This is a genomic window from uncultured Schumannella sp., assembly GCF_905479755.1.
Taxonomy (GTDB): Bacteria; Actinomycetota; Actinomycetes; order Actinomycetales; family Microbacteriaceae; genus DCRR01.
In genome coordinates this window covers 13,050-32,778 of the sequence record NZ_CAJQNT010000011.1, presented here as the reverse complement: position 1 = coordinate 32,778, position 19,729 = coordinate 13,050, and the positions used below count along the sequence as shown (strand labels likewise).

At 71.6% G+C, this 19,729-nt stretch carries 18 protein-coding genes; 14 read left to right on the top strand and 4 right to left on the bottom strand.

Annotated elements, in window-relative coordinates:
- Positions 1–6 precede the first annotated feature (6 nt).
- Positions 7–3,669 (top strand): chromosome segregation protein SMC, encoded by a 3,663-nt coding sequence (gene smc / locus QZ258_RS03950; protein WP_294179227.1) that lies wholly within the window; start codon positions 7–9, stop codon positions 3,667–3,669.
- Here the strand turns inward: smc and QZ258_RS03945 are convergent.
- Complete coding sequence (locus tag QZ258_RS03945; protein WP_294179225.1) at positions 3,666–4,235, bottom strand: histidine phosphatase family protein; 570 nt, start codon at positions 4,233–4,235, stop codon at positions 3,666–3,668. The two genes, smc and QZ258_RS03945, sit on opposite strands and share 4 nt — an antisense overlap.
- A 36-nt stretch (positions 4,236–4,271) precedes the next feature.
- Between QZ258_RS03945 and ftsY the strand changes: the two genes are divergently transcribed.
- On the top strand, positions 4,272–5,141 hold the full coding sequence (gene ftsY / locus QZ258_RS03940) for a signal recognition particle-docking protein FtsY (protein WP_294179223.1): 870 nt from the start codon (positions 4,272–4,274) through the stop codon (positions 5,139–5,141).
- Positions 5,142–5,153: 12 nt separating this feature from the next.
- On the opposite strand, the gene QZ258_RS03935 is transcribed toward ftsY, so the two are convergent.
- Together QZ258_RS03935 and QZ258_RS03930 are read right to left on the bottom strand one after the other, a co-directional pair.
- The gene (locus QZ258_RS03935; protein WP_294179222.1) at positions 5,154–5,789 is read right to left on the bottom strand and encodes a hypothetical protein; all 636 of its coding nucleotides are present in this window, start codon (positions 5,787–5,789) and stop codon (positions 5,154–5,156) included.
- A 6-nt stretch (positions 5,790–5,795) separates the two neighbouring features.
- On the bottom strand, positions 5,796–6,332 hold the full coding sequence (locus QZ258_RS03930; RefSeq protein ID WP_294179221.1) for a gamma carbonic anhydrase family protein: 537 nt from the start codon (positions 6,330–6,332) through the stop codon (positions 5,796–5,798).
- Between the two features lie 94 nt (positions 6,333–6,426).
- Between QZ258_RS03930 and QZ258_RS03925 the strand changes: the two genes are divergently transcribed.
- The 3 genes from QZ258_RS03925 to QZ258_RS03915 are packed head-to-tail and all read left to right on the top strand — an operon-like array spanning position 6,427 to position 9,165.
- Positions 6,427–6,747, top strand: coding sequence for a hypothetical protein (locus QZ258_RS03925; RefSeq protein WP_294179219.1), 321 nt, complete (start codon positions 6,427–6,429; stop codon positions 6,745–6,747).
- Between the two features lie 19 nt (positions 6,748–6,766).
- On the top strand, positions 6,767–8,326 hold the full coding sequence (gene ffh / locus QZ258_RS03920) for a signal recognition particle protein (RefSeq protein ID WP_294179217.1): 1,560 nt from the start codon (positions 6,767–6,769) through the stop codon (positions 8,324–8,326).
- Between the two features lie 44 nt (positions 8,327–8,370).
- Positions 8,371–9,165, top strand: coding sequence for an LLM class F420-dependent oxidoreductase (locus tag QZ258_RS03915; protein ID WP_294179215.1), 795 nt, complete (start codon positions 8,371–8,373; stop codon positions 9,163–9,165).
- 6 nt (positions 9,166–9,171) lie between these two features.
- On the opposite strand, the gene QZ258_RS03910 is transcribed toward QZ258_RS03915, so the two are convergent.
- On the bottom strand, positions 9,172–10,461 hold the full coding sequence (locus QZ258_RS03910; RefSeq protein WP_294179213.1) for a glutamyl-tRNA reductase: 1,290 nt from the start codon (positions 10,459–10,461) through the stop codon (positions 9,172–9,174).
- Positions 10,462–10,498: 37 nt separating this feature from the next.
- Between QZ258_RS03910 and hemE the strand changes: the two genes are divergently transcribed.
- The 9 genes from hemE (at position 10,499) to QZ258_RS03865 (ending at position 19,715) form a co-directional block, all read left to right on the top strand.
- Positions 10,499–11,581: a uroporphyrinogen decarboxylase gene (gene hemE / locus QZ258_RS03905; protein ID WP_294179209.1), complete on the top strand. Its 1,083-nt coding sequence runs from the start codon at positions 10,499–10,501 to the stop codon at positions 11,579–11,581.
- A 1-nt stretch (position 11,582) separates the two neighbouring features.
- Complete coding sequence (locus QZ258_RS03900) at positions 11,583–12,806, top strand: NAD(P)/FAD-dependent oxidoreductase (RefSeq protein WP_294179205.1); 1,224 nt, start codon at positions 11,583–11,585, stop codon at positions 12,804–12,806.
- Between the two features lie 59 nt (positions 12,807–12,865).
- The gene (gene hemQ / locus QZ258_RS03895; RefSeq protein ID WP_294179203.1) at positions 12,866–13,552 is read left to right on the top strand and encodes a hydrogen peroxide-dependent heme synthase; all 687 of its coding nucleotides are present in this window, start codon (positions 12,866–12,868) and stop codon (positions 13,550–13,552) included.
- A 38-nt stretch (positions 13,553–13,590) separates the two neighbouring features.
- Positions 13,591–14,757, top strand: coding sequence for a ferrochelatase (locus QZ258_RS03890; RefSeq protein WP_294179257.1), 1,167 nt, complete (start codon positions 13,591–13,593; stop codon positions 14,755–14,757).
- Positions 14,754–15,701: a hydroxymethylbilane synthase gene (hemC, locus tag QZ258_RS03885; RefSeq protein WP_294179201.1), complete on the top strand. Its 948-nt coding sequence runs from the start codon at positions 14,754–14,756 to the stop codon at positions 15,699–15,701. The genes QZ258_RS03890 and hemC overlap by 4 nt, the downstream gene beginning before the upstream one ends.
- A complete protein-coding gene (locus QZ258_RS03880; RefSeq protein ID WP_294179199.1) occupies positions 15,698–16,507 on the top strand; it encodes a uroporphyrinogen-III synthase in 810 nt (269 codons plus the stop codon). Before hemC ends, QZ258_RS03880 begins: the two co-directional genes overlap by 4 nt.
- Entirely contained in the window at positions 16,504–17,478 is a 975-nt protein-coding gene (hemB, locus tag QZ258_RS03875; RefSeq protein ID WP_294179197.1) for a porphobilinogen synthase, read from the top strand. Before QZ258_RS03880 ends, hemB begins: the two co-directional genes overlap by 4 nt.
- A complete protein-coding gene (locus QZ258_RS03870) occupies positions 17,475–18,818 on the top strand; it encodes a glutamate-1-semialdehyde 2,1-aminomutase (RefSeq protein WP_294179195.1) in 1,344 nt (447 codons plus the stop codon). Before hemB ends, QZ258_RS03870 begins: the two co-directional genes overlap by 4 nt.
- 81 nt (positions 18,819–18,899) lie before the next feature.
- Complete coding sequence (locus QZ258_RS03865) at positions 18,900–19,715, top strand: LLM class F420-dependent oxidoreductase (RefSeq protein ID WP_294179256.1); 816 nt, start codon at positions 18,900–18,902, stop codon at positions 19,713–19,715.
- Positions 19,716–19,729: the final 14 nt, after the last annotated feature.

Here is a 19,729-nt window from a genome sequence, read left to right as displayed (position 1 = left end):
GAGCGGGTGTATCTCAAAAGCCTGACCCTCAAGGGCTTCAAGTCCTTCGCACAACCCACCACCTTCGCCTTCGAACCGGGCGTCACGTGTGTCGTCGGCCCCAACGGCTCCGGCAAATCCAACGTCGTGGATGCGCTCGCCTGGGTGATGGGCGAGCAGGGCGCCAAGACGCTGCGCGGCGGCAAGATGGACGACGTCATCTTCGCCGGCACCTCGACGCGCGGGCCGCTCGGCCGCGCCGAGGTCAGCCTGACGATCGACAACGCCGACGGCGCGCTTCCGATCGAGTACACCGAGGTGACGATCACCCGCACGCTGTTCCGCAACGGCGGCAGCGAGTACGCCATCAACGGCGAACAGTGCCGACTGCTCGATGTGCAAGAACTGCTGTCGGATTCGGGCCTCGGGCGCGAGATGCACGTCATCGTCGGGCAGGGGCAACTCGACCAGGTGCTGCGGGCCAGCCCCGAGGAGCGCCGCGGGTTCATCGAGGAGGCCGCCGGCATCCTGAAGCACCGCCGTCGCAAAGAGAAGACCGTCCGCAAGCTCGAGGCGATGCAGACGAATCTGACCCGGTTGAACGACCTCGCGGGCGAGCTGCGGCGTCAGCTGAAGCCGCTCGGTCACCAGGCGGAGATCGCGCGCGAGGCGCAGTCGATCGCGGCGATCGTGCGCGACGCGAAGTCCCGACTGCTCGCCGACGAGGTGGTTCAGCTGCGCGCCGCGATCGCGGATGTGGGCCGCAGCGAGAGCGAGCGCAAGACCGAGCGACTGGTGCTGCAGGAGCAGCTTGACCAGTCGAAGCTGCGCCAGGCGCGGCTCGAGCAGTCCCAGAACTCCGAAGGAGTGGATGAGGCGCGCCGCGTCGCGTTCGCCCTCGAGCAGGTGCAAGACCACCTGCGATCGCTGTTTACGCTCGCCAACCAGCGGCTCACGCTGCTGAGTCAGCAGGCGGAACTGCCGGGCATGTCGACGACGATCTCGCCGCGCATGGTCGAGGAGGCCCGCGAGGAGGCGGTGCGACTGCAGGCCGGCGTCGCCGAGGCCGAGGCGGAGCTCGGCCGGGTGAGTGCCGCGACGGCGACCGCGCGGGCGAGCCTCGACGCGCTCGACGAGGAGATCAGCGCGCAGAGCGCCCTCGTCTCGCAGCACGACCTGGAGAAGGGGCGCCTGCAGGGCGTGGTGGCCGCGGCCGAGTCGCGCCTCACCGCCACCCGTACCGAGCTGGAGCGGCAGCGCACGGCGCTCGCCGCGGCCGAGCAGCGCCGCGAGGCGGCGCGCACCGAACTCCTCGAGGTGGAGGGCGACTCCGAGGTCGACGACGACAATGCGGGGCTGCAGTCGACCGTGGTCGCCGCCGAGACGGCGGTGCGCGAGCGCCAGGCGGAGGTCGAGGCGCTGCGCGAAGAGCTGCATACCGCCGAGCGCGAACGCGACGCGCTCGCCGCCCGCACGAGTGCTCTGACGATGGCGGTCGACCAGCGCGACGGGTCGGCGTCGATCGCGACGGCCGAGGGCATCCTGGGCCGGGTCGCCGAACAGATCAAGGTGACGCCGGGCTTCGAGGCCGCGATCGCCGCGGCGCTCGGCACGCTCGCGGATGCCGTGCTCGCCTCGACACGCGACGCCGCGAGCGATGCGCTGGTCGTCGCGCGCGACGCGGACGTCGGTCGGGTGGAGATCGTGGTGGCTGAGGCGCGCGAGCCCGAGACGCTCGCGTCACTGCCCGCCGGTGTCACGGCCGCGACCGAACTGGTGACCGGGCCCGCGGGCGTGCGCGGCCTGCTCGCCCGGGTGGTTGTCGTCGACGACCTCGCCGCGGCGCGCGCCGCCTGGCCGAAGCTGCGCGAGTTCGACGCGGTCACGATGATCACGCGCGATGGCGACGTGCTCACCGAGTACGTGCTGCGCGGTGGCGCCGGGGGAGCGCGCAGCATGCTCGAACTGGTCGCCGAGAGGGATGCGGCGCAGGAGCGGCTCGTCGAGGTCACCACCGCGATCGAACGCGGGCGTTTCGCGCTCGCCGAGAAGCGCGAGGCTCTCGACGTGGCGCAGATCGACCTGGCGCAGGCGCAGACCGCGCTGAAGGAATTCGATGCTCGGCTCGCGGAGCGTAGTGAGGCTCTCGGGCGCTCGCGCGTGCAACTGGAGGCGGCCTCGGCCGAGGGGGAGCGTCTGGCCGCGGCGGTTCGCGAGCTCGACCAGGCCGTCGCGACGGCGGAGGCGGCGTTCGAGCGGGCGACGAGCGAGCGCGACGGGCACGCGGCGACGCCGCGCCCCATCCTGGATGTGTCGGCGCGCGATGAACTCTTCGCCGAGTTGGAGTCCGCCCGCCAGGCCGAGGTGCAGGCGCGCATCGGGCTCGAGACGGCGCGTGAGCGCGTGCGGGCGCAGCTCGCCCAGGCCGACACCTTGCAACGTCAGCTGGAGGCGGAGCGGGCGGCGGCCGAGGAGGCCGCCCGGCGCGCGGTCATCCGTGAGCACCAGGTTGCGGCGGCGACGCGCGTGATCGAGGCGCTTCCCGCGGTGCTCGACACCGCCGACCGCTCGCTGTCGGAGGCCCGCGTGCAGCTGTCAGCGGCGGAGGCCGAACGCGTGAAGCACAACGAGGAGCTCTCCGAGCTGCGTCGCACGGAGGCGAGCCTGCGCGAGCGGCTCGCGACGCTCAACGAGAACGTGCACGGGCTCGAGATGCAGTCCTACGAGAAGAAGCTGCACCTCTCGACGCTGCTCGAGCGCGCCGCCGACGAGCTCGGGCTCGACGAAGACGTGCTCGTCGCCGAGTACGGCCCCGAGGTGCCCGTCCCGGTCGATGAGGCCACCCCCGCCGCCCCCGCGCGTGACGAAATGCAGGAGATTTCGCGGCCGGATGCGGCGAACACGGGGCCCGGCTCGTCGTCGGAGGGCGTTGATCCTGCATTTCGTGAATCGGACGGGGACGTCGCGGGCGCGGGAGCGGGCGAGGACGGCGAGGCGGATACCCGACCGACCGAGCCTTTCGATCGCAAGCGCCAAGAGACGCGACTCGCGCGCGCCGAACGCAAGTACGCGCAGCTGGGACGGGTCAACCCGCTCGCGCTGGAGGAGTTCGCCGCGCTCGAGCAGCGCCACAAATTCTTAACCGAGCAGCTCACCGATCTCGCCGCCACCCGCAAGGATCTGCTGACGATCATCGACGAGCTCGACAGCAAGATGCAGGACATCTTCGGCAACGCCTTCGAAGACACCAAGGCCGCGTTCAACCAGGTCTTCCCGATCCTGTTCCCCGGCGGCACCGGCAGCCTGCACCTGACCGATCCGGAGAACCTGCTGACGACCGGCATCGAGGTGACGGTCAAGCCCGCGGGCAAGAAGATCGAACGTCTGTCGTTGCTCTCCGGCGGGGAGCGGTCGCTCGCGGCGGTCGCGTTGCTGATCGCCATCTTCAAGGCGCGACCGAGCCCGTTCTACATCATGGACGAGGTGGAGGCGGCGCTCGACGACGCCAACCTGGGGCGCCTGCTCACGATCATGAAGGATCTGCGCCAGAACTCGCAGCTCATCGTCATCACGCACCAGAAGCGCACGATGGAGATCGCGGATGCGCTCTACGGCGTCTCGATGCGCCAGGACGGCGTGAGCGCCGTCGTCGGGCAGCGGGTCGTCTCGGAGGACGAGCGCGCGAGCTAGTTGTCGAGCACGAGCGCCGCCCCGTTGACGCTCAACACGCGCCACGCTCCGCCGTCGAGCCCGCGCTCGACGCGTGACATCGCCCCGTTGCTGATGCTTTCGAGCTGACGGCCCACGATCGACTCGAGGGTGTAGCGGATGATCGAGCCGTGGCTCACGATGATCACCTCGCGATCGCCGTACTCGGCCGCGATCTGGTCGAGGGCGGCGCGGCCGCGCGCGGTGACGGCGGCGAAGCTCTCCGAGCCGGGGTAGTTCCGGCCCGGATACCGGCGGCGGCACTCGGCGTCGCTCAGCCCCTCGACTTCGCCGTAGTCGCGCTCGACGAGGCCCGGGTAGGCGGGGCCGAGTTCGAGCCCCAGGTCGTGCGCGATGATCTCAGCGGTCTCGCGGGCGCGCTGCAGCGGGGAGCTGACGATCACGTCCCACCGCTGCTCCGAAAGTCGCGCGGCCGCCTCGTGCGCCTGCGCGCGACCGGTGTCGTTGAGGGGGATGTCGCTCGACCCCTGCAGTCGACCGTTGAGGTTCCAGTCGGTCTGGCCGTGTCGGATGAAGGCGTAGCTCACCCCTCCAACCTACGGCGCGCTCGGTAGGCTGGCCGCATGGCAGCATCCTGGTCTCTCGGCGGCGCGCTCCGCGGCATGTTTCAACGCGCGACAATCGACGAGACCACCTGGGAGCAGTTGGAGGACGCGCTGATCGGCGCCGACTTCGGGCCGGATCTCGCCGATCAGCTCGTCGAGGAGCTGCGCGGGCAGGTGGCCCGGTTCCGCACGACCGACCCCGCCGACCTGCAGCGGATGCTGCGCGAGGCGCTCGAGGAGCGTTTCGCCCGCCTCGACCCGACCTTGACCCTCAGCGCCCGCCCCGCGGTGGTGCTGGTCGTCGGGGTGAACGGCGTCGGCAAGACGACGACGATCGGCAAGTTCGCCAAGTTTTTGACCAACCACGGCCGCAGCGTGCTCGTCGGCGCGGCCGACACGTTCCGCGCGGCCGCCGTCGAGCAGCTCGCGACCTGGGCCGAGCGCGCCAGCGCCACGATCGTGCGGCCGCAACAGCCTGGGCAGGATCCCGCCTCGGTGGCCTTCCAGGCGGTGGAGTCGGCGCAGCGCGACGGCGTCGAGATCGTGCTGATCGACACCGCGGGGCGCCTGCAGACCAAGAGTGGTCTGATGGACGAGCTGTCGAAGGTGCGCCGCGTGGTCGAGAAGCTGTCGCCGATCGCCGAGGTGCTGCTGGTGCTGGATGCGACGACCGGTCAGAACGGCCTCGCGCAGGCGGAGGCCTTCATCGAGCACGCCGGGGTGACCGGGCTCGTGCTCACCAAGCTCGACGGCAGCGCGAAGGGCGGGTTCGTGCTGGCGGTGCAGGAGAAGACCGGCATCCCGATCAAGCTCGTCGGGCAGGGCGAGGGGATCTCCGACCTCACCGGCTTCAACCCGACGGCCTTCGTGGCTCAGCTCGTCGGCTAGCCCCTCGGTCGGCTACGCCGCCGCGGCCACCGACACCAGGTACCCGATCGTCGCCGCGAGGGCGATCGTGATCGCGAGCGCGGTGATCACGATGGTGCGGATCGGGTGCTCCATCGCGATCGGCAGCGCTCCGGGGTGCCGCGCCGTGATCTCGTCGACGGTGGCGCGCTCGTAGCGCGCGACCGTCGCGTGGGGGAGTGCGGCGATCACCGCGCCGAGCTGCTCCTGGGTCCACCGGTCGCCGCGGAGCGCGAGGGCGAGCCGGCCGTCGCGGTCGATGACGCTGACGAGGCGCCGGCGCAGAGGCGGATGCTCGGGATCCCACCACGGCGGCTCCACCCGATCGACGTCGACGACCTCGATCAGCTCCTCGAGCGGCCAGGTCGTCGTCGTTCCCCACGAGGTGCGGAACTCGAGCGTCGTCGCCTCGATCCGGATGCGCGGCACGAGCACGTGGAAACACGCCAGCACCGCGAGCCCGGCGACGACGAGCAGCGCAGGCACGGCGATCACGAGTTCGCCCGTGCCGATGGCGCCGATGATTCCGAACACCAGCACCGCGCCGAGCCCGAGCGCGAGCCCCAACCAGCGAGAGTCCTGGTTGACCGCGGTGCGGAGGGTGCTCCACCTCGGGCGCAGCTCGGTCATGGCTGGCTATCCTTCGTCGCGCGGGGCCGTCGCGCTTTCGGAGGCGTAGACCGCGGCGCGTTCCACGTAGCGCTCCGAGTTTCCGTGGAGGCCGGCGACCTCCTCGTCGCTCAGCTCGCGCCGCACCTTGGCCGGAACCCCGGCGACGAGCGAACGCGGCGGCACGATCGTGCCCTCCAGCACCACGGCTCCGGCCGCGACGAGGGAGTCGGCGCCGATGACGGCTCCGTTCAGGACGGTCGCGTTCATGCCGATCAGGCATCCGTCTTCGATCCGGCAGCCGTGCACGACGGCCCCGTGGCCGACGCTGACGCCCGCGCCGATGATGCTCGGCGAGCCGAGTTCGGTGTGCACGACGACGTTGTCTTGCAGGTTGCTTCCGGCGCCGAGCACGATCTCGTCGATGTCTCCGCGCAGCACCGCGCCGAACCAGACACTGGCCGAGGCCTCGACGCGGACCTTGCCGATGAGGGTCGCGTTCTCGGCGAGCCAGGCGCTTCGATCCACGCTCGGCGTGGAGCCTTGGAAGGGAATGAGGGCCATGCCTTCAGGGTAGTCCCGCGACTCGGTGCACAACGGGCGGGGCGTCGATGCCGGGTCCCCCTAGACTGCGGGCAACGACGAGGGGAGGGGAGCAATGTCCGACACGTCGACCGCGCGTCAGGAGGCACCGCTGCTGCCCCCGCTCCTGGCGATTCTGCTCGCCGTCATCGGCACCTCGACCATGCTCTGGACCTTCGTCGAGATCATCGATCTGGCGCTCGGCGGTGGCGGCACGCTCGGCTTCTCGATCCTGTTCTTCGTCGGCGCCGGAATCGACCTGGTCGCGCTCGTGATCGCGACGGTCGGCATCGTGCGCGGGCGCCGACGCGGGCTCTCGATCATCGCCCTCGGCTTCGCGCTCGTGCCGGTCGCGCTCGTGACGCTCACCGCGATCGCCGCCAACGCATCCGTCTGAGCGTTAAGCTGGGTCGGTCATGGCCACTTTCGGTACTCTCTCGGATCGCCTCACCGCGACCTTCCGCAATCTCCGCACCAAGGGCAAGCTCACGCCGGCGGATGTCGACGGCACGGTGCGCGAAATCCGTCGCGCCCTGCTCGACGCCGACGTCGCCCTCGAGGTCGTCAAAGCCTTCACCGGCCGCGTGCGCGAGCGCGCCCTCGGCGACGAGGTCAACAAGGCTCTCAATCCGGCCCAGCAGGTCGTGCAGATCGTCAACGACGAACTGGTGCAGATCCTCGGCGGGCAGCAGCGCCGACTCGAGTTCGCGAAGAAGCCCCCCACCGTGATCATGCTCGCGGGTCTGCAGGGTGCGGGTAAGACGACGCTCGCCGGCAAGCTCGCCAAACACCTCAAGAAGGAGGGGCACACGCCGCTCCTGGTCGCCTCCGACCTCCAGCGCCCCAACGCGGTCACGCAGCTCCAGGTGGTCGGTGAGCAAGCCGGGGTTCCCGTCTTCGCCCCCGAGCCCGGCAACGGAGTCGGCGACCCGGTCAAGGTCGCCAAGAACGGCGTCAAGGAGGCGGAGCGCAAGCAGTACGACACCGTCATCGTCGACACGGCGGGCCGTCTCGGCATCGACGCCGAACTGATGAAGCAGGCCTCCGACATCCGCAAGGCGGTCAGCCCCGACGAGGTGCTGTTCGTGATCGACGCGATGATCGGTCAAGACGCCGTCACGACGGCGCGGGCCTTCCAGGAGGGCGTCGACTTCACCGGTGTCGTGCTCTCCAAGCTCGACGGCGACGCGCGCGGTGGTGCGGCGCTCAGCGTCGCGAGCATCACGGGTCGCCCGATCATGTTCGCCTCCACGGGGGAGGGGCTCGATGACTTCGAGCCGTTCCACCCCGACCGGATGGCCAGCCGCATCCTCGACCTCGGCGACATCCTCACCCTCATCGAGCAGGCGCAGTCGGCGTTCGACGAGGAGGAGGCGCAGAAGACGGTCGAGAAGTTCGCGACCGACAGCTTCACTCTCGAAGACTTCCTGCAGCAGATGCAGCAGCTCAAGAACATGGGTTCGCTCAAGGGCATGCTCGGCATGCTGCCGGGCGCGCGCGGGATGCGCGATCAGCTCGACAACTTCGACGAGCGCGAGATCGTGCGCACCGAGGCGATTATCCAGTCGATGACGCCCGCCGAGCGCCGCACACCGAAGCTGCTCAACGGCTCCCGGCGGCTGCGCATCGCGAAGGGCTCGGGCGTCACCGTGACCGACGTCAACCAGCTCGTGATGCGTTTCGAGCAGGCCGCCAAGATGATGAAGACCGTCGCCAAGGGCGGCGTGCCGCAGGTTCCGGGCATGGGGCCGATTCCCGGCGGCAGCTACGGCGGTGGCAAGCGTGCGCAGCAGCCCAAGAAGAAGGGCTCGCGCAGTGGAAACCCCGCCAAGCGGGCGGCGGAGGAGGCGGCGCGGGCGAGCGGCGGTGCTCCCGCGACCTCCGCGGGCACCGGGTTCGGGCTGGGCGCTAAGGGCGCACCGGGTGGTCCGAGCCCCGAAGAGCTCGAGTCGCTGCAGAAATTCCTCGGGCGCTGAGGCCGCGCCAGCGCGCGGCGGGCGCCTCGCGATAGCGTCGAGCAATGACTTCTCGACCCGTCCGACTCGGCGTGCAACTCGCGCCGCAGCACACCGGCTACCCGCACATCCGCGACACCGTTCGCGAGCTCGAACAGCTCGGCGTTGACGTGCTGTTCAACTGGGATCACTTCTTCCCGCTGAGCGGGGACCGGGAGGGGCTGCACTTCGAGTCCTGGACGGAACTCGCCTCCTGGGCGGAGCTCACGAGCCGTGTCGAGTTCGGGGCGCTGGTGAACTGCAACAGCTACCGGAACCCCGACCTGCAGGCCGATATGGCCCGCACGATCGATCACATCAGCGCCCACGATGGCGGTACCGGGCGCTTCATCTTCGGCACCGGTTCCGGCTGGTTCGAGCGCGACTACGTCGAATACGGCTACGAGTTCGGCACCGCCGGGTCGCGCCTCAACGACCTCGCGGCGGCGCTGCCGCGCATCGAGGAGCGCTGGACGAAGCTCAACCCCGCGCCCACCCGTAAGATCCCGGTGCTGATCGGCGGCGGAGGCGAGAAGAAGACGCTGCGAATCGTGGCCCAGCACGCCGACATCTGGCACAGCTTCGCCGCGCCGGCCGACCTGGAGCGCAAGCTCGGCATCCTCGCCGAGCACGGTGCCGCCGTCGGGCGCGACGTCAGTCAGATTGAGATCTCCAACGAGTTGCGAAACCGCGACGAACACGACGCGGATGCGCTGCGGGAGCTGGGCGTGAGCCTGTTCACGATCGGCCTCAGCGGGCCCGAGTATGACCTGGCGACGGTGCGCCGCTGGCTCGCCTGGCGCGACGCCGCGAACGCGTAGCGCAGTTCAGCTCGCGTCGGCCTCCAGCGTCGCGGCACGGCGGCGTTCCGAGCGGTCGACGGTGACGTCGAAGAGCGTCGCGAGCGCCGCATCCACGCGTTCGGCCTCGCCCGCGCGAGCGTGCTCGCGCGCCCGGACGGTCGGCTCGTGCAGCAGCACTCCCGCGAGGTGGCGCAGGGCGGCCGCCACCTCCGGTCCTTCGCCGCGCGCGGCCGAGCGGGCCAGTTCGGCGTCGAGGATGCCGGCCATGTGACGATGCAGCGCCGAGATCGCGGGAACCGCATCCAGTTCGCGTGATTCGGCCGCGAACGCGCTGGTGGCGTGCGACACCAGGGCGCGCGCATCGTCGGAGACCGCGAACTCGTCAAGGCCGGCATGCAGGCGCACCGTCTCGAGGTCGAGGAGCGTGATCTCCGGCAGGGTCTGGATCGCCGGATCGACGTTGCGCGGCAGGCCGAGGTCCACGATCAGCTGCGGCTGGCGCGCCGCGACGAGGTCGCGCGTGCTCGCGTGCGAGGCGCCGTCCAGCACGATGTCGCCGGTCGAACAGGTGATGATCACATCGGCGGTGGCGAGGGCGGCCGGGGCCTCGTGGTGTTCGAGCGGGGTCAGCCCGCGGGGGATACCGAACGCGGCGGCGCGACCGGATCGCGAGTGCACCGAGATGTCGCGTGCGCCCCGGCGGCGCAGCGCCGCCACCGCGACACGTGCGTAGCGTCCGGTGCCGATGAGCACGACGCGCGCGGACTCCCAGGAGTCGACCCGACTGGAAGCGAGCTCGAGGGCGAACTCGGCGAGATTGCGGCCGACGCTCTCGAGCCCGGTGGCGGCGCGAACGCCGCGCGAGGTCTGCGAGGCCTGCTGGAAGGCGCGCTCCAGGTCGCGCGAGGTGGTTCCGGCTCGGCGGGCGTCTTCCAGCGCCGTGCGCACCTGACCCGCGATCTCGGTCTCGCCGACGACCACCGACTCGAGGCCCGCCGCGACGGCGAAGAGGTGCTCGACGGCGCGCATCCCGGTGTGGATCTGCAGCGACGGCTCCAGCTCGGCGAGCGGAACGCCGGTGCGTTCGCTCAGCTGCTCCAGCACGATCTCGAAGCCGATCTCGCTCGCCGCGCTGAGCGGCTCCTCCAGGTCGAGGTAGGCCTCGAACCGGTTGCAGGTGGCGACGACGACGGCGCCGGTGACACAGTCGAATTCGGCGACCAGCTGCGCCGCGATCCCCTCATGGTCGGCGGCGAGCTTCTCAAGAATGGGGAGGGGCGTCACCCGATGGTGAGCGGTGACGCAGGCGAGCACCGGCAAAGTCTAAGCCACGAGATGCGAGACTTTGCTGATGCCATCTGACGCCCTGCCCCCGACCCACCCCTTGCGTTCGGGGGTCGTCGCCGACTCCCGTTTGCTCGCCGCGATGCGTGGCGCGCGCCCCGAGACGCTGCCCGTCTGGTTCATGCGGCAGGCCGGGCGCTCGCTGCCGGAGTACCGCGAGCTGCGGGTCGGCCACGCCATGCTGGATGCCTGTCTCACCCCCGACCTCGCGGCCGAGATCACGCTGCAGCCGGTGCGCCGTCACGGCGTGGACGCGGGAATCTTCTTCAGCGACATCGTCGTTCCGCTCAAGCTCGCCGGTCTCGATGTCGAGATCGTGGCCGGTCGCGGTCCCGTCTTCGCTACCCCGGTGACCCGCCGTGCCCAGGTGGACGCGCTGCCGGATCCGGCGACCGTCGACATGTCGCCGATCGCCGCCGCGGTGGCGCTCACGGTGGCGGAACTCGGGGCGACGCCGCTCATCGGTTTCGCCGGTGCCCCCTTCACGCTCGCCGCCTATCTGGTCGCCGGCGGGCCCGACCGCGATCAGCTGCAGGCGCGGCGGCTGATGCACGCCGAGCCCGAGACCTGGGATGCCCTGGTCGGCTGGCTCGCCGAACTCACCGGGCGGTTCCTCGCGACCCAGCTCGTGGCGGGCGCCAGCGCGCTGCAGCTGTTCGACTCCTGGGCGGGCGGGCTCTCGCTCGCCGACTACGAGCGCTTCGCGGCGCCAGCCTCGCGCCGTGCGCTCGACGTGGTGCGTCCGGTCCTCGGGGCGGGCGATGACCGCGCCCCGCTCGTGCACTTCGCGACCGGCAGCTTCGAGCTACTGCCCGCGATGCGCGATGCCGGGGTCGACGTCGTCGGCATCGACCACCGCATCCCGCTCGATGTCGCGGTGTCGCGGCTCGGTGAGGGCGTCGCCGTGCAGGGCAACATCGATCCCGCGCTGCTGACGGCGCCCTGGGAGGTGCTGGAGGCGCACGTGCGCGACGTCGTGCGCCGCGGCCAGGCCGCCCCCGCACATGTCGTCAACCTCGGTCACGGCGTGCCCGCCGACACCGACGCGGGCGTGCTGACGCGGGTCGTCGACCTCGTGCACGCGCTCTGACATGCCGCACGCGAGAGTTCTCGGCGGTGGCATCGGCGGCCTTGTCGCCGCCCGCGAGCTCGCCGAACGCGGCTGGGACGTCACCCTCCACGAGAAGAGCGAGCGACTCGGCGGCACGATCCGCGCCCTCGCCATTCCCGACGGGCGGGGCTCAGAAGTCGCGCTCGACGTCGGTGCCGAGAGCTTCGCGACCCGGCAGGGCATCGTGGCCGACCTGCTCGGCGAGCTGGGGCTCGCCGCGCGCATCGTCGCGCCGTCGTCGCGAACCGCCTGGCTGAGCGGCCCCGCGGGCGATCACCCGCTGCCGGCGACCGGGGTGCTCGGGATTCCGCAGAGTCTGCTCGCGCCCGAGCTGCGGCGCGTCATCGGCATGCGCGGCATCGTGCGCGCGCTCGGCGACGCCGTCGTGCCGCTCGGCGCGGTGAGCGGCGAGGAGAGCCTGGATGCGCTCGTGCGCCGCCGGGTGGGTGCCCGGGTGGCCGACCGACTGGTGGCTCCGATCGCGGAGGGCGTGTACTCGCGCTCCGCCGCGCAGCTTCGTGTGCGCGACGTGCTCCCGGAACTGCTGACGCAGGAGCCGTCGCGATCGCTCCGGGCGGCGGTGCGTCGGATTCGCGAGAACCGCCCCGCGGGCGCCGCCGTCGCCGGTCTGGAGGGGGGCATCCACGTCGTGGTGGAAAGCCTGGAAGAGCGGCTGCGCGCGCTCGGGGCGCGCATCGAACTCGGCGAACCGCGCGAGGCGGGGGAGTCCGGCGACGACCTCGTGGTCGACGCGCGCCCCGGGCCGGTCGCGAGTCGCACCACGGTCGTCTCGCTCGTCGTGGACGCGCCCGAACTCGACGCCGCGCCGCGCGGGACGGGCGTGCTCGTGACGCGTTCCGAGGGCGATGCTCCGCGCGCGGTGACCCATTCCAGCGCCAAGTGGCCGTGGCTCGCGGCCCGGCTCGCGCCGCAGCGGCACGCGCTGCGGGTGAGCTACGACGGACACCTCGACGACGATGCGGCGCTCCGCGCGCGGGCTCTCGACGACGTCGCGCGTCTTCTCGCTGTCCCGCTCGGCGGGCGCGAGCTCGTCGCCTCGCATGTCGCGCACTGGACCCAGTCCGAACGCATCGCGGTTGCCGATCCTCCCGGTGCGATCCGCGTCGGGTCGGCGGTGGCCGGATCGGGGCTCGCGCGCGTCATCGCGCACGCCCGCGCCGCCGTCGCCGAGCGGGTCGGGTAGCGCACCGGCCTCTGCTCGTCTCCCCGTTTCTCACCAGACTCACATGAAAGAATCCCCCCATGCCGTCACCGTCATCGTCGTTGTCCGGGTTCGCACTCTGGGCGGTGTTCCAACGGCCGCCTCTCGTCGCGCCGAACGTCGCTGATTCGGCGGAGGTGGCGGCGCGACTCGATGCCGCGGTCGCCGAGGCGGCCTCGAACGAGGTGGTGTGCCGCGGAATCTACGACGTCTCGGGGCTGCGCGCCGACGCCGACCTGATGGTGTGGCTGCACGGCCCGAGTGCCGAGGGGCTTCAGCGCGGGCTGCGCGACCTGCGTCGAGACACGGTCTTCGGCGAACTGCTTCCGGTCTGGAACGCGATGGGGGTGCACCGCGACGCGGAGTTCAACCGCGCCCACGTGCCGGGCTTTCTGCGGGGCGAGCACGCCCGCGAATGGCTCACCGTCTACCCGTTCGTGCGCAGCTACGAGTGGTACCTCCTGCCCGAGGCCGAGCGTCGCGCGATGCTGGCCGAACACGGCCGCGCGGGTGCCGCCTTCACGAGCGTCGTCGCGAACACGGTGGCGTCGTTCGCGCTCGGCGACTTCGAGTGGATCCTGCCGATGGAATCCGACTCGCTGACCGACCTGGTCGACATGATGCGCGACCTTCGGGCCACCGACGCGCGTCGCCACGTGCGCGAGGAAGTGCCGTTCTACACCGGTCGGCGGATCACCACGGCCGAGGTGGCGGAGGTGCTCGCGTGAGCGCCGAGAACCTCGGGTCCACGGGAGTCCCGCCGCGCGTGCTCGGCGCGAGCGACGCGGCGGCGGCCGGCCCCGAACACGTGGTTGTCCCCGTCGCCTACGACGCGATTCTGCTGGCCGGGTTCGGCGGGCCGGAGGGGCAGGATGACGTCATCCCGTTCCTCAAGAACGTGACGCGCGGGCGCGGCATCCCCGAGGAGCGCCTCGAGGAGGTCGCCCACCACTACCGCCACTTCGGCGGGGTGAGCCCAATCAACGACCAGAACCGTGAGCTGAAGGCGGCGCTCGAGGCCGAACTCGCGCGTCGGGCGATCGATCTGCCGGTCTACTGGGGCAACCGCAACTGGGACCCGTACCTCGCCGACGCGCTCCAGGCGGCCTACGACGACGGCCACCGCACGCTGCTCGGCATCGCGACGAGCGCCTACAGCTCGTTCTCCAGCTGCCGCCAGTACCGCGAAGACTTCGCGCTCGCGCTCGAGTCCACCCGGCTGCACGGCGAGGTGACGATCGACAAGGTGCGCCAGTACTTCGATCACCCCGGATTCGTGACGCCGTTCGTCGAGGCCCTCACGAGCGGCGTGCGCGAGCTTCTGGAACAACTGGGGGAGGCGGATGCCGCCCGCGACATCCGCGTGCTGTTCGCCACCCACTCGATCCCGACCACCGATGCCGAGCGCAGCGGTCCGCGCGATCGCGACTTCGGCGAGGGCGGCGCCTACGCGGCGCAGCACCTCGCCGTCAGCGAGGTCGTGGCCGCCGAGACCGCGCGCGCCCTCGGGCTCGAGCGACTGGAGTGGGAGCTCGTCTACCAGTCCCGGTCGGGCCCGCCCACCCAGCCGTGGCTGGAGCCCGACATCAACGACCGCATCGCCGAACTCCCCGCGGAGGGTGTGCGCGCCGTCGCGATCGTTCCGGTCGGCTTCCTCTCCGACCACATGGAGGTGCTCTGGGACCTCGACAACGAGGCCACCGAGTCGGCCGACGAGGCGGGGCTTGCCTCGGTCCGGGTTGCGACGCCCGGCTCGCACGCCGCGTTCGTCCGCGGGCTCGTCGATCTTGTGCTCGAGCGTCGCGACGGCACCCCGCCCGCCGACCGTCCCGCGATGACCGAGCTCGGGCCGTGGTTCGATGTCTGCCGCCCCGGCTGCTGCGAAAACGTCCGCGCGGGCTTCAAGCCGGCGGTCTCCGGGGTGGCGCCGTGACGAGCGTGCGCATCGGGACGCGCGGCAGCGCCCTGGCGCTCGCGCAGAGCGGCCGGGTGGCCGCCGCGCTGGGGGGCGTGCTCGGCTCGGAGGTGCCGCTCGTCCCGCTGCGCAGCGAAGGCGATGACCTGTCCGAGCCGTTGACCGGCCTCGGCACGACCGGGGTCTTCGCCACCCGGCTGCGCGAGGCTCTGCTCGCGGGCGCCTGCGAACTGCTCGTGCACTCCTTCAAAGACCTCCCGGTGGCCGCGCATCCGGGGCTGCGTATCGTCGCCGTGCCCGAACGAGCGGATGCCCGCGACGCGCTGTGCACCGCGGACGGCCGCGCGCTCGCCGAGCTTCCGCCGAACGCGCGCGTCGGAACCGGCTCACCGCGTCGAGCCGCGGCACTGCTACGGCTGCGGCCCGACCTTGTCATCGAACCGATCCGCGGCAACGTCGACACCCGGTTGCGGCGCCTGGACGACGACCTGGATGCCGTCGTGCTCGCGGCCGCGGGCCTTGCCCGTCTCGGCCGCCTCGACGCGGTCGGCCAGTTCTTCGATGTCGACGACGTCATGCCCGCGCCCGCGCAGGGCGCGCTCGCGCTCGAAGCGCGCGAGGAGGTCTCTCCCGAACTCGAGGCGGCGCTGGGCGAACTCGATCACCCCGAGACGCACGCCGCGGCGCGTGCCGAACGCGCCGTGCTCGCCGAACTCGAGGCCGGCTGCTCGGCGCCGATCTCGGCCTGGGCGGAGGTGACCGGCGGAGCGCTCGTGCTGCGTTCTCGTGTCATCAGCCCCGACGGCGCGGCGCTCGCCGAGGCCGCGGGAGAGATCGCGTGGCCGGACGCCGCCCGCGCCGAGCAGCGCGACGCGGCGACCGCGCTCGGCCACCGCGTGGGAGCCGAACTCCGTGACCGCATGCGCGCCGACGCGGCGCTCGTCGCGCTGGTGGCCTCATGACCGAGCAACTCGCCGGACGCCGCGTGCTCATCGCCGGTTCGCCCCAATTCGGCCAGGAACTCGCCGCCGAGCTGGAGCACCGCGGCGCGCATCCGGAGCTTGCCCCGTTCATCCGTGCGGTGCCCGCGGCGGCGCAGCCCTGGCGGGATGCCGTGACCCAGCTGACCTCGGGCGGCTTCGACTGGCTGATCGTGACGAGTCAGGCGACCGTGCGCGCGCTCGCCGCCCTCGACCTCGACATTCCCGAGAGCACGCGCGTCGCCGCCGTCGGCCCCGCCACGGCGCGGGCGCTGACCACGAACGGGGTGACGGTGTCGCTCGTGCCGGCCGAGCATTCGGCGCGCGGGCTGTTGGCCGACCCGAGCTTCGCGACCACCACCGGGCAGCGCATCCTGGTGCCGCAGTCCGAACTCGCCGCCCCGCTGCTCGCCGACGGGCTGACCGACTACGGCCACGACGTGACCGCGCTCGTCGCGTACCGGATCGAGCCGGTGCCGGCCCCACCGCGGCTCGTGGAACGCGTCGCCGCGGGCGAATTCGACGCCCTCGTGATCAGTTCCGGCAGTGTCGGGCACGAGGTGCAGCGACAGTGCACGCCGCTGCCCGACACGACCAGGATCGTGGCGATGGGCCCGGCGACCGCCGAAGCCACGCGCGACGTGGGTCTGCGTGTCGACGGCTTCGCACTCGATCGCACGCCCGCGGCACTCGCCGACGCGGTCGAACAGGTGCTCGAGGGCCGGTGGGCCCCGCCGGCGGCCAGTGAGCGGCGACCAGCCCACGACCGAGAGGACGACTCCGCATGAGCGGCCCCACGATCCGTCCGCGCCGACTGCGCCGCAGCGGTGCCGTGCGCGCGCTCGCACGCGAGACCCATCTCGCGCCCTCGCAGCTCGTGCTGCCCGTGTTTGTGCGCGAGGGCATCACCGAGGCCCAGCCGATCCTGTCGATGCCGGGCGTGGTTCAGCATCCGCTTGCCGAGGTCGGTCGACTGACCGCTCGCGTGGCGGAGGCGGGGCTCGGCGGTGTCATGTTCTTCGGTGTTCCAGAGACGCGCGACGCGACCGGGTCCGGGATCCTCGATCCCGAGGGCATCCTCAACCGGGCGATCCGGGCCGCCGTCGCGGAGGTCGGCGACGCGACCGTGATTCAGGCCGATCTCTGCCTCGACGAGTTCACCAACCACGGTCACTGCGGCGTGCTCGACGTGCGCGGCGAGGTCGACAACGACGCCACCCTCGAGCTCTACGCGCGGGCGGCCGTCGCGCAGGCCGAGGCGGGCGCTCACCTTCTGGGGCTCTCCGGAATGATGGATGGCCAGACCGCCGTCGCCCGTCACGCGCTCGATGCGGCCGGTCACACCGAGGTGGGGTTGCTGGCCTATTCGGCGAAGTACGCCTCCGCGCTCTACGGCCCGTTCCGCGAGGCCGTCGACTCGCCGTTGCGCGGCGATCGCCGCAGCTACCAGCTCGACCCTGCGAACGGGCGCGAGGGGCTCCGCGAGGCGGCGCTCGACGTCGCCGAGGGCGCCGACATCGTCATGGTGAAACCGGCGAGCTTCTACCTCGATGTGCTCGCCGAGGTCGCGGCCGAGAGCCCGGTTCCGGTGTGGGCCTACCAGGTCTCGGGGGAGTACGCGATGATCGAGGCCGCCGCCGCAAACGGATGGATCGATCGCCGGCGCGCGATCGACGAGTCGGTGATCTCGATCCGCCGGGCGGGGGCGGATGCGATCCTGACCTACTGGGCGCTCGAGTTGGCGGAGTGGTCGCGATGACGGCCGCCGCCACGCCGCGCTCCGATGCGCTGTTCGACCGCGCGCGCCGCATCCTGCCCGGCGGGGTCGACTCGCCCGTGCGCGCCTTCGGCTCGGTCGGCGGCACCCCGCGCTTTCTCGCCTCGGCGCGTGGCGCCTACGTCGTGGATGCCGACGGCACCGAACTCGTGGACCTCGTCGGGTCCTGGGGGCCGGCGCTGCTCGGGCACGCGCATCCGGAGGTCGTCGACGCCGTACAGCGGGCCGCGTCGCGCGCGCTCTCCTTCGGCGCGCCCACCGAGGGCGAGGTCGAGCTCGCCGAGCTGATCGCGGCAAGGTTTGTGCGCACCGGCCCGGACGGGGTACGACGGGCCCCGATCGAACGGCTGCGACTCGTGTCGACGGGAACCGAGGCCACGATGACGGCGATCCGGCTCGTGCGCGGTGCGACCGGTCGCGACCTCATCATCAAGTTCGCCGGTCACTACCACGGGCACTCCGACGGGCTGCTCGCCGAAGCGGGCTCGGGGCTCGCGACGCAGGCGCTGCCCGGCTCGGCGGGTGTCACCGCCGCCACGGCGAGCCAGACGATCGTGCTGCCGTACAACGATCTCGAGGCCGTGCGCGCCGCCTTCGCGCAGCATCCGGGCGCGATCGCGGGTGTCATCGTGGAGTCGGCGGGCGCCAACATGGGTGTCGTCGCGCCGGTGCCGGGATTCACGCGTGCGCTGCGGGAGCTGTGTCACGAACACGGCAGCCTGCTGATCGTCGACGAGGTGCTGACCGGGTTTCGTTCGGGTCCGGCCGGCTACTGGGGCATCGAGGTCGACGCGGGCGAGGGCTACCTCCCTGATCTGGTGTGCTTCGGCAAGGTCATCGGCGGCGGGCTGCCGGTCGCGGCGCTCGGCGGCCGCGCCGAGCTGCTGGACCTGCTCGCTCCGCTCGGCCCCGTCTATCAAGCCGGCACGCTGAGCGGCAACCCGGTCGCGGTGGCCGCGGGCCTGACGACACTCCGGCTCGCCGACGACGCGGCCTACGCACGGCTCGCGCGCGCCGCGGATGCCGTCGCCACCGGAGTGTCGGCGGCGCTTGCCGCGGAGGGCGTCGAACACGTCGTGGCGCGCGCGGGGACGCTGTTCTCGTTCGCGTTCGCGGGCGAGCTTCCGCGCGACTACCTCTCGGTGAAAGCGCAGCGCGCCGAGCGCTACCCCGCCCTGTTTCACGCGTTTCTGGATCAGGGCGTCATGCCCCCGCCGAGCGTGTTCGAGGCCTGGTTTGTCTCGGCCGCGCACGACGATGCGGCGATTGGCTCTATTCTCGATTCGGCCCCGGTCGCAGCGCGCGCGGCGGCATCCGTCTGATCGTGTCTCGACGCGGTCTCAACCGCGCCGAGGTGACGCATTACCGAGCAAGGCTCACAAACCGCGTACGCTAGCGGCGTGATGACGGAGAAGCCCGATCGCGTCTGCGTCGGGGTGCAGATGGGGTTGCAGCACGCCAGCTTCGCGCAGGTGCGCGACGCCGTGCTGCGCTTTGAAGAACTCGGCGTCGACTCGGTCTTCGTCTCCGACCATTTCTTCCCCGTCGGGCCGTCCTCCGAGGGTGCCCAGTTCGAGGCCTGGATGACGCTCGCCTCGATCGCGGAACGCACCCACCGGGTCGAATTTGGGCCGCTCGTCTCCGCCACGGCCTACCGCAACCCCGACCTGCAGGCCGATATGGCGCGAACGATCGACCACATCAGCGCGCACGCGACCGGCGTCGGGCGTTTTATCTTCGGAACCGGCTCGGGCGGCCAGGAGCGCGACTTCCGCGCCTACGGCTACCCCTACGACGGCCCCGCCGCCCGCGCCGAACGACTCGCGCGCGATGTCGAACGGGTGCGCCAACGCTGGGCGAAGCTGACCCCGCCGCCGACCCGCCGCATCCCGCTGCTCATCGGCGGACACGGCGAGAACACGACCTTGCGCACCGTCGCCGAGCACGCCGACATCTGGCACTCCTTCAGCGACCCCGACACCTTCGTGCGTCGACTGGGCGTCGTCCGCCACTGGTGCGCGGAGTTCGGTCGGGACCCGAACGAGATCTGCCTCGCCACCGGAACGAGCCTCGCCGGCGCCGGAACGCTCGATGCGGCGTCACTGCGGGCCTACCACGCGCTCGGGGTGCGGCTGTTCGTCCCGGCGCTCGACGGGCCCGACTTCGATGAGACCCCCGTGCGCCGGCTGCTCGCCTGGCGCGAAACGCTCGAGAGCTGACCGATCCCGCGCGG

What these genes read in the sequence shown, in the direction of transcription:
- QZ258_RS03870 (WP_294179195.1), top strand. Translation starts at nt 17,475, where the DNA reads ATGACGGCCGCCGCCACGCCGCGCTCCGATGCGCTGTTCGACCGCGCG.
- ffh (WP_294179217.1), top strand. Translation starts at nt 6,767, where the DNA reads ATGGCCACTTTCGGTACTCTCTCGGATCGCCTCACCGCGACCTTCCGC.
- ftsY (WP_294179223.1), top strand. Translation starts at nt 4,272, where the DNA reads ATGGCAGCATCCTGGTCTCTCGGCGGCGCGCTCCGCGGCATGTTTCAA.
- QZ258_RS03925 (WP_294179219.1), top strand. Translation starts at nt 6,427, where the DNA reads ATGTCCGACACGTCGACCGCGCGTCAGGAGGCACCGCTGCTGCCCCCG.
- QZ258_RS03900 (WP_294179205.1), top strand. Translation starts at nt 11,583, where the DNA reads ATGCCGCACGCGAGAGTTCTCGGCGGTGGCATCGGCGGCCTTGTCGCC.
- QZ258_RS03930 (WP_294179221.1), bottom strand. Translation starts at nt 6,332, where the DNA reads ATGGCCCTCATTCCCTTCCAAGGCTCCACGCCGAGCGTGGATCGAAGC.
- QZ258_RS03880 (WP_294179199.1), top strand. Translation starts at nt 15,698, where the DNA reads ATGACCGAGCAACTCGCCGGACGCCGCGTGCTCATCGCCGGTTCGCCC.
- QZ258_RS03865 (WP_294179256.1), top strand. Translation starts at nt 18,900, where the DNA reads ATGACGGAGAAGCCCGATCGCGTCTGCGTCGGGGTGCAGATGGGGTTG.
- hemQ (WP_294179203.1), top strand. Translation starts at nt 12,866, where the DNA reads ATGCCGTCACCGTCATCGTCGTTGTCCGGGTTCGCACTCTGGGCGGTG.
- hemB (WP_294179197.1), top strand. Translation starts at nt 16,504, where the DNA reads ATGAGCGGCCCCACGATCCGTCCGCGCCGACTGCGCCGCAGCGGTGCC.
- QZ258_RS03935 (WP_294179222.1), bottom strand. Translation starts at nt 5,789, where the DNA reads ATGACCGAGCTGCGCCCGAGGTGGAGCACCCTCCGCACCGCGGTCAAC.
- QZ258_RS03915 (WP_294179215.1), top strand. Translation starts at nt 8,371, where the DNA reads ATGACTTCTCGACCCGTCCGACTCGGCGTGCAACTCGCGCCGCAGCAC.
- hemE (WP_294179209.1), top strand. Translation starts at nt 10,499, where the DNA reads ATGCCATCTGACGCCCTGCCCCCGACCCACCCCTTGCGTTCGGGGGTC.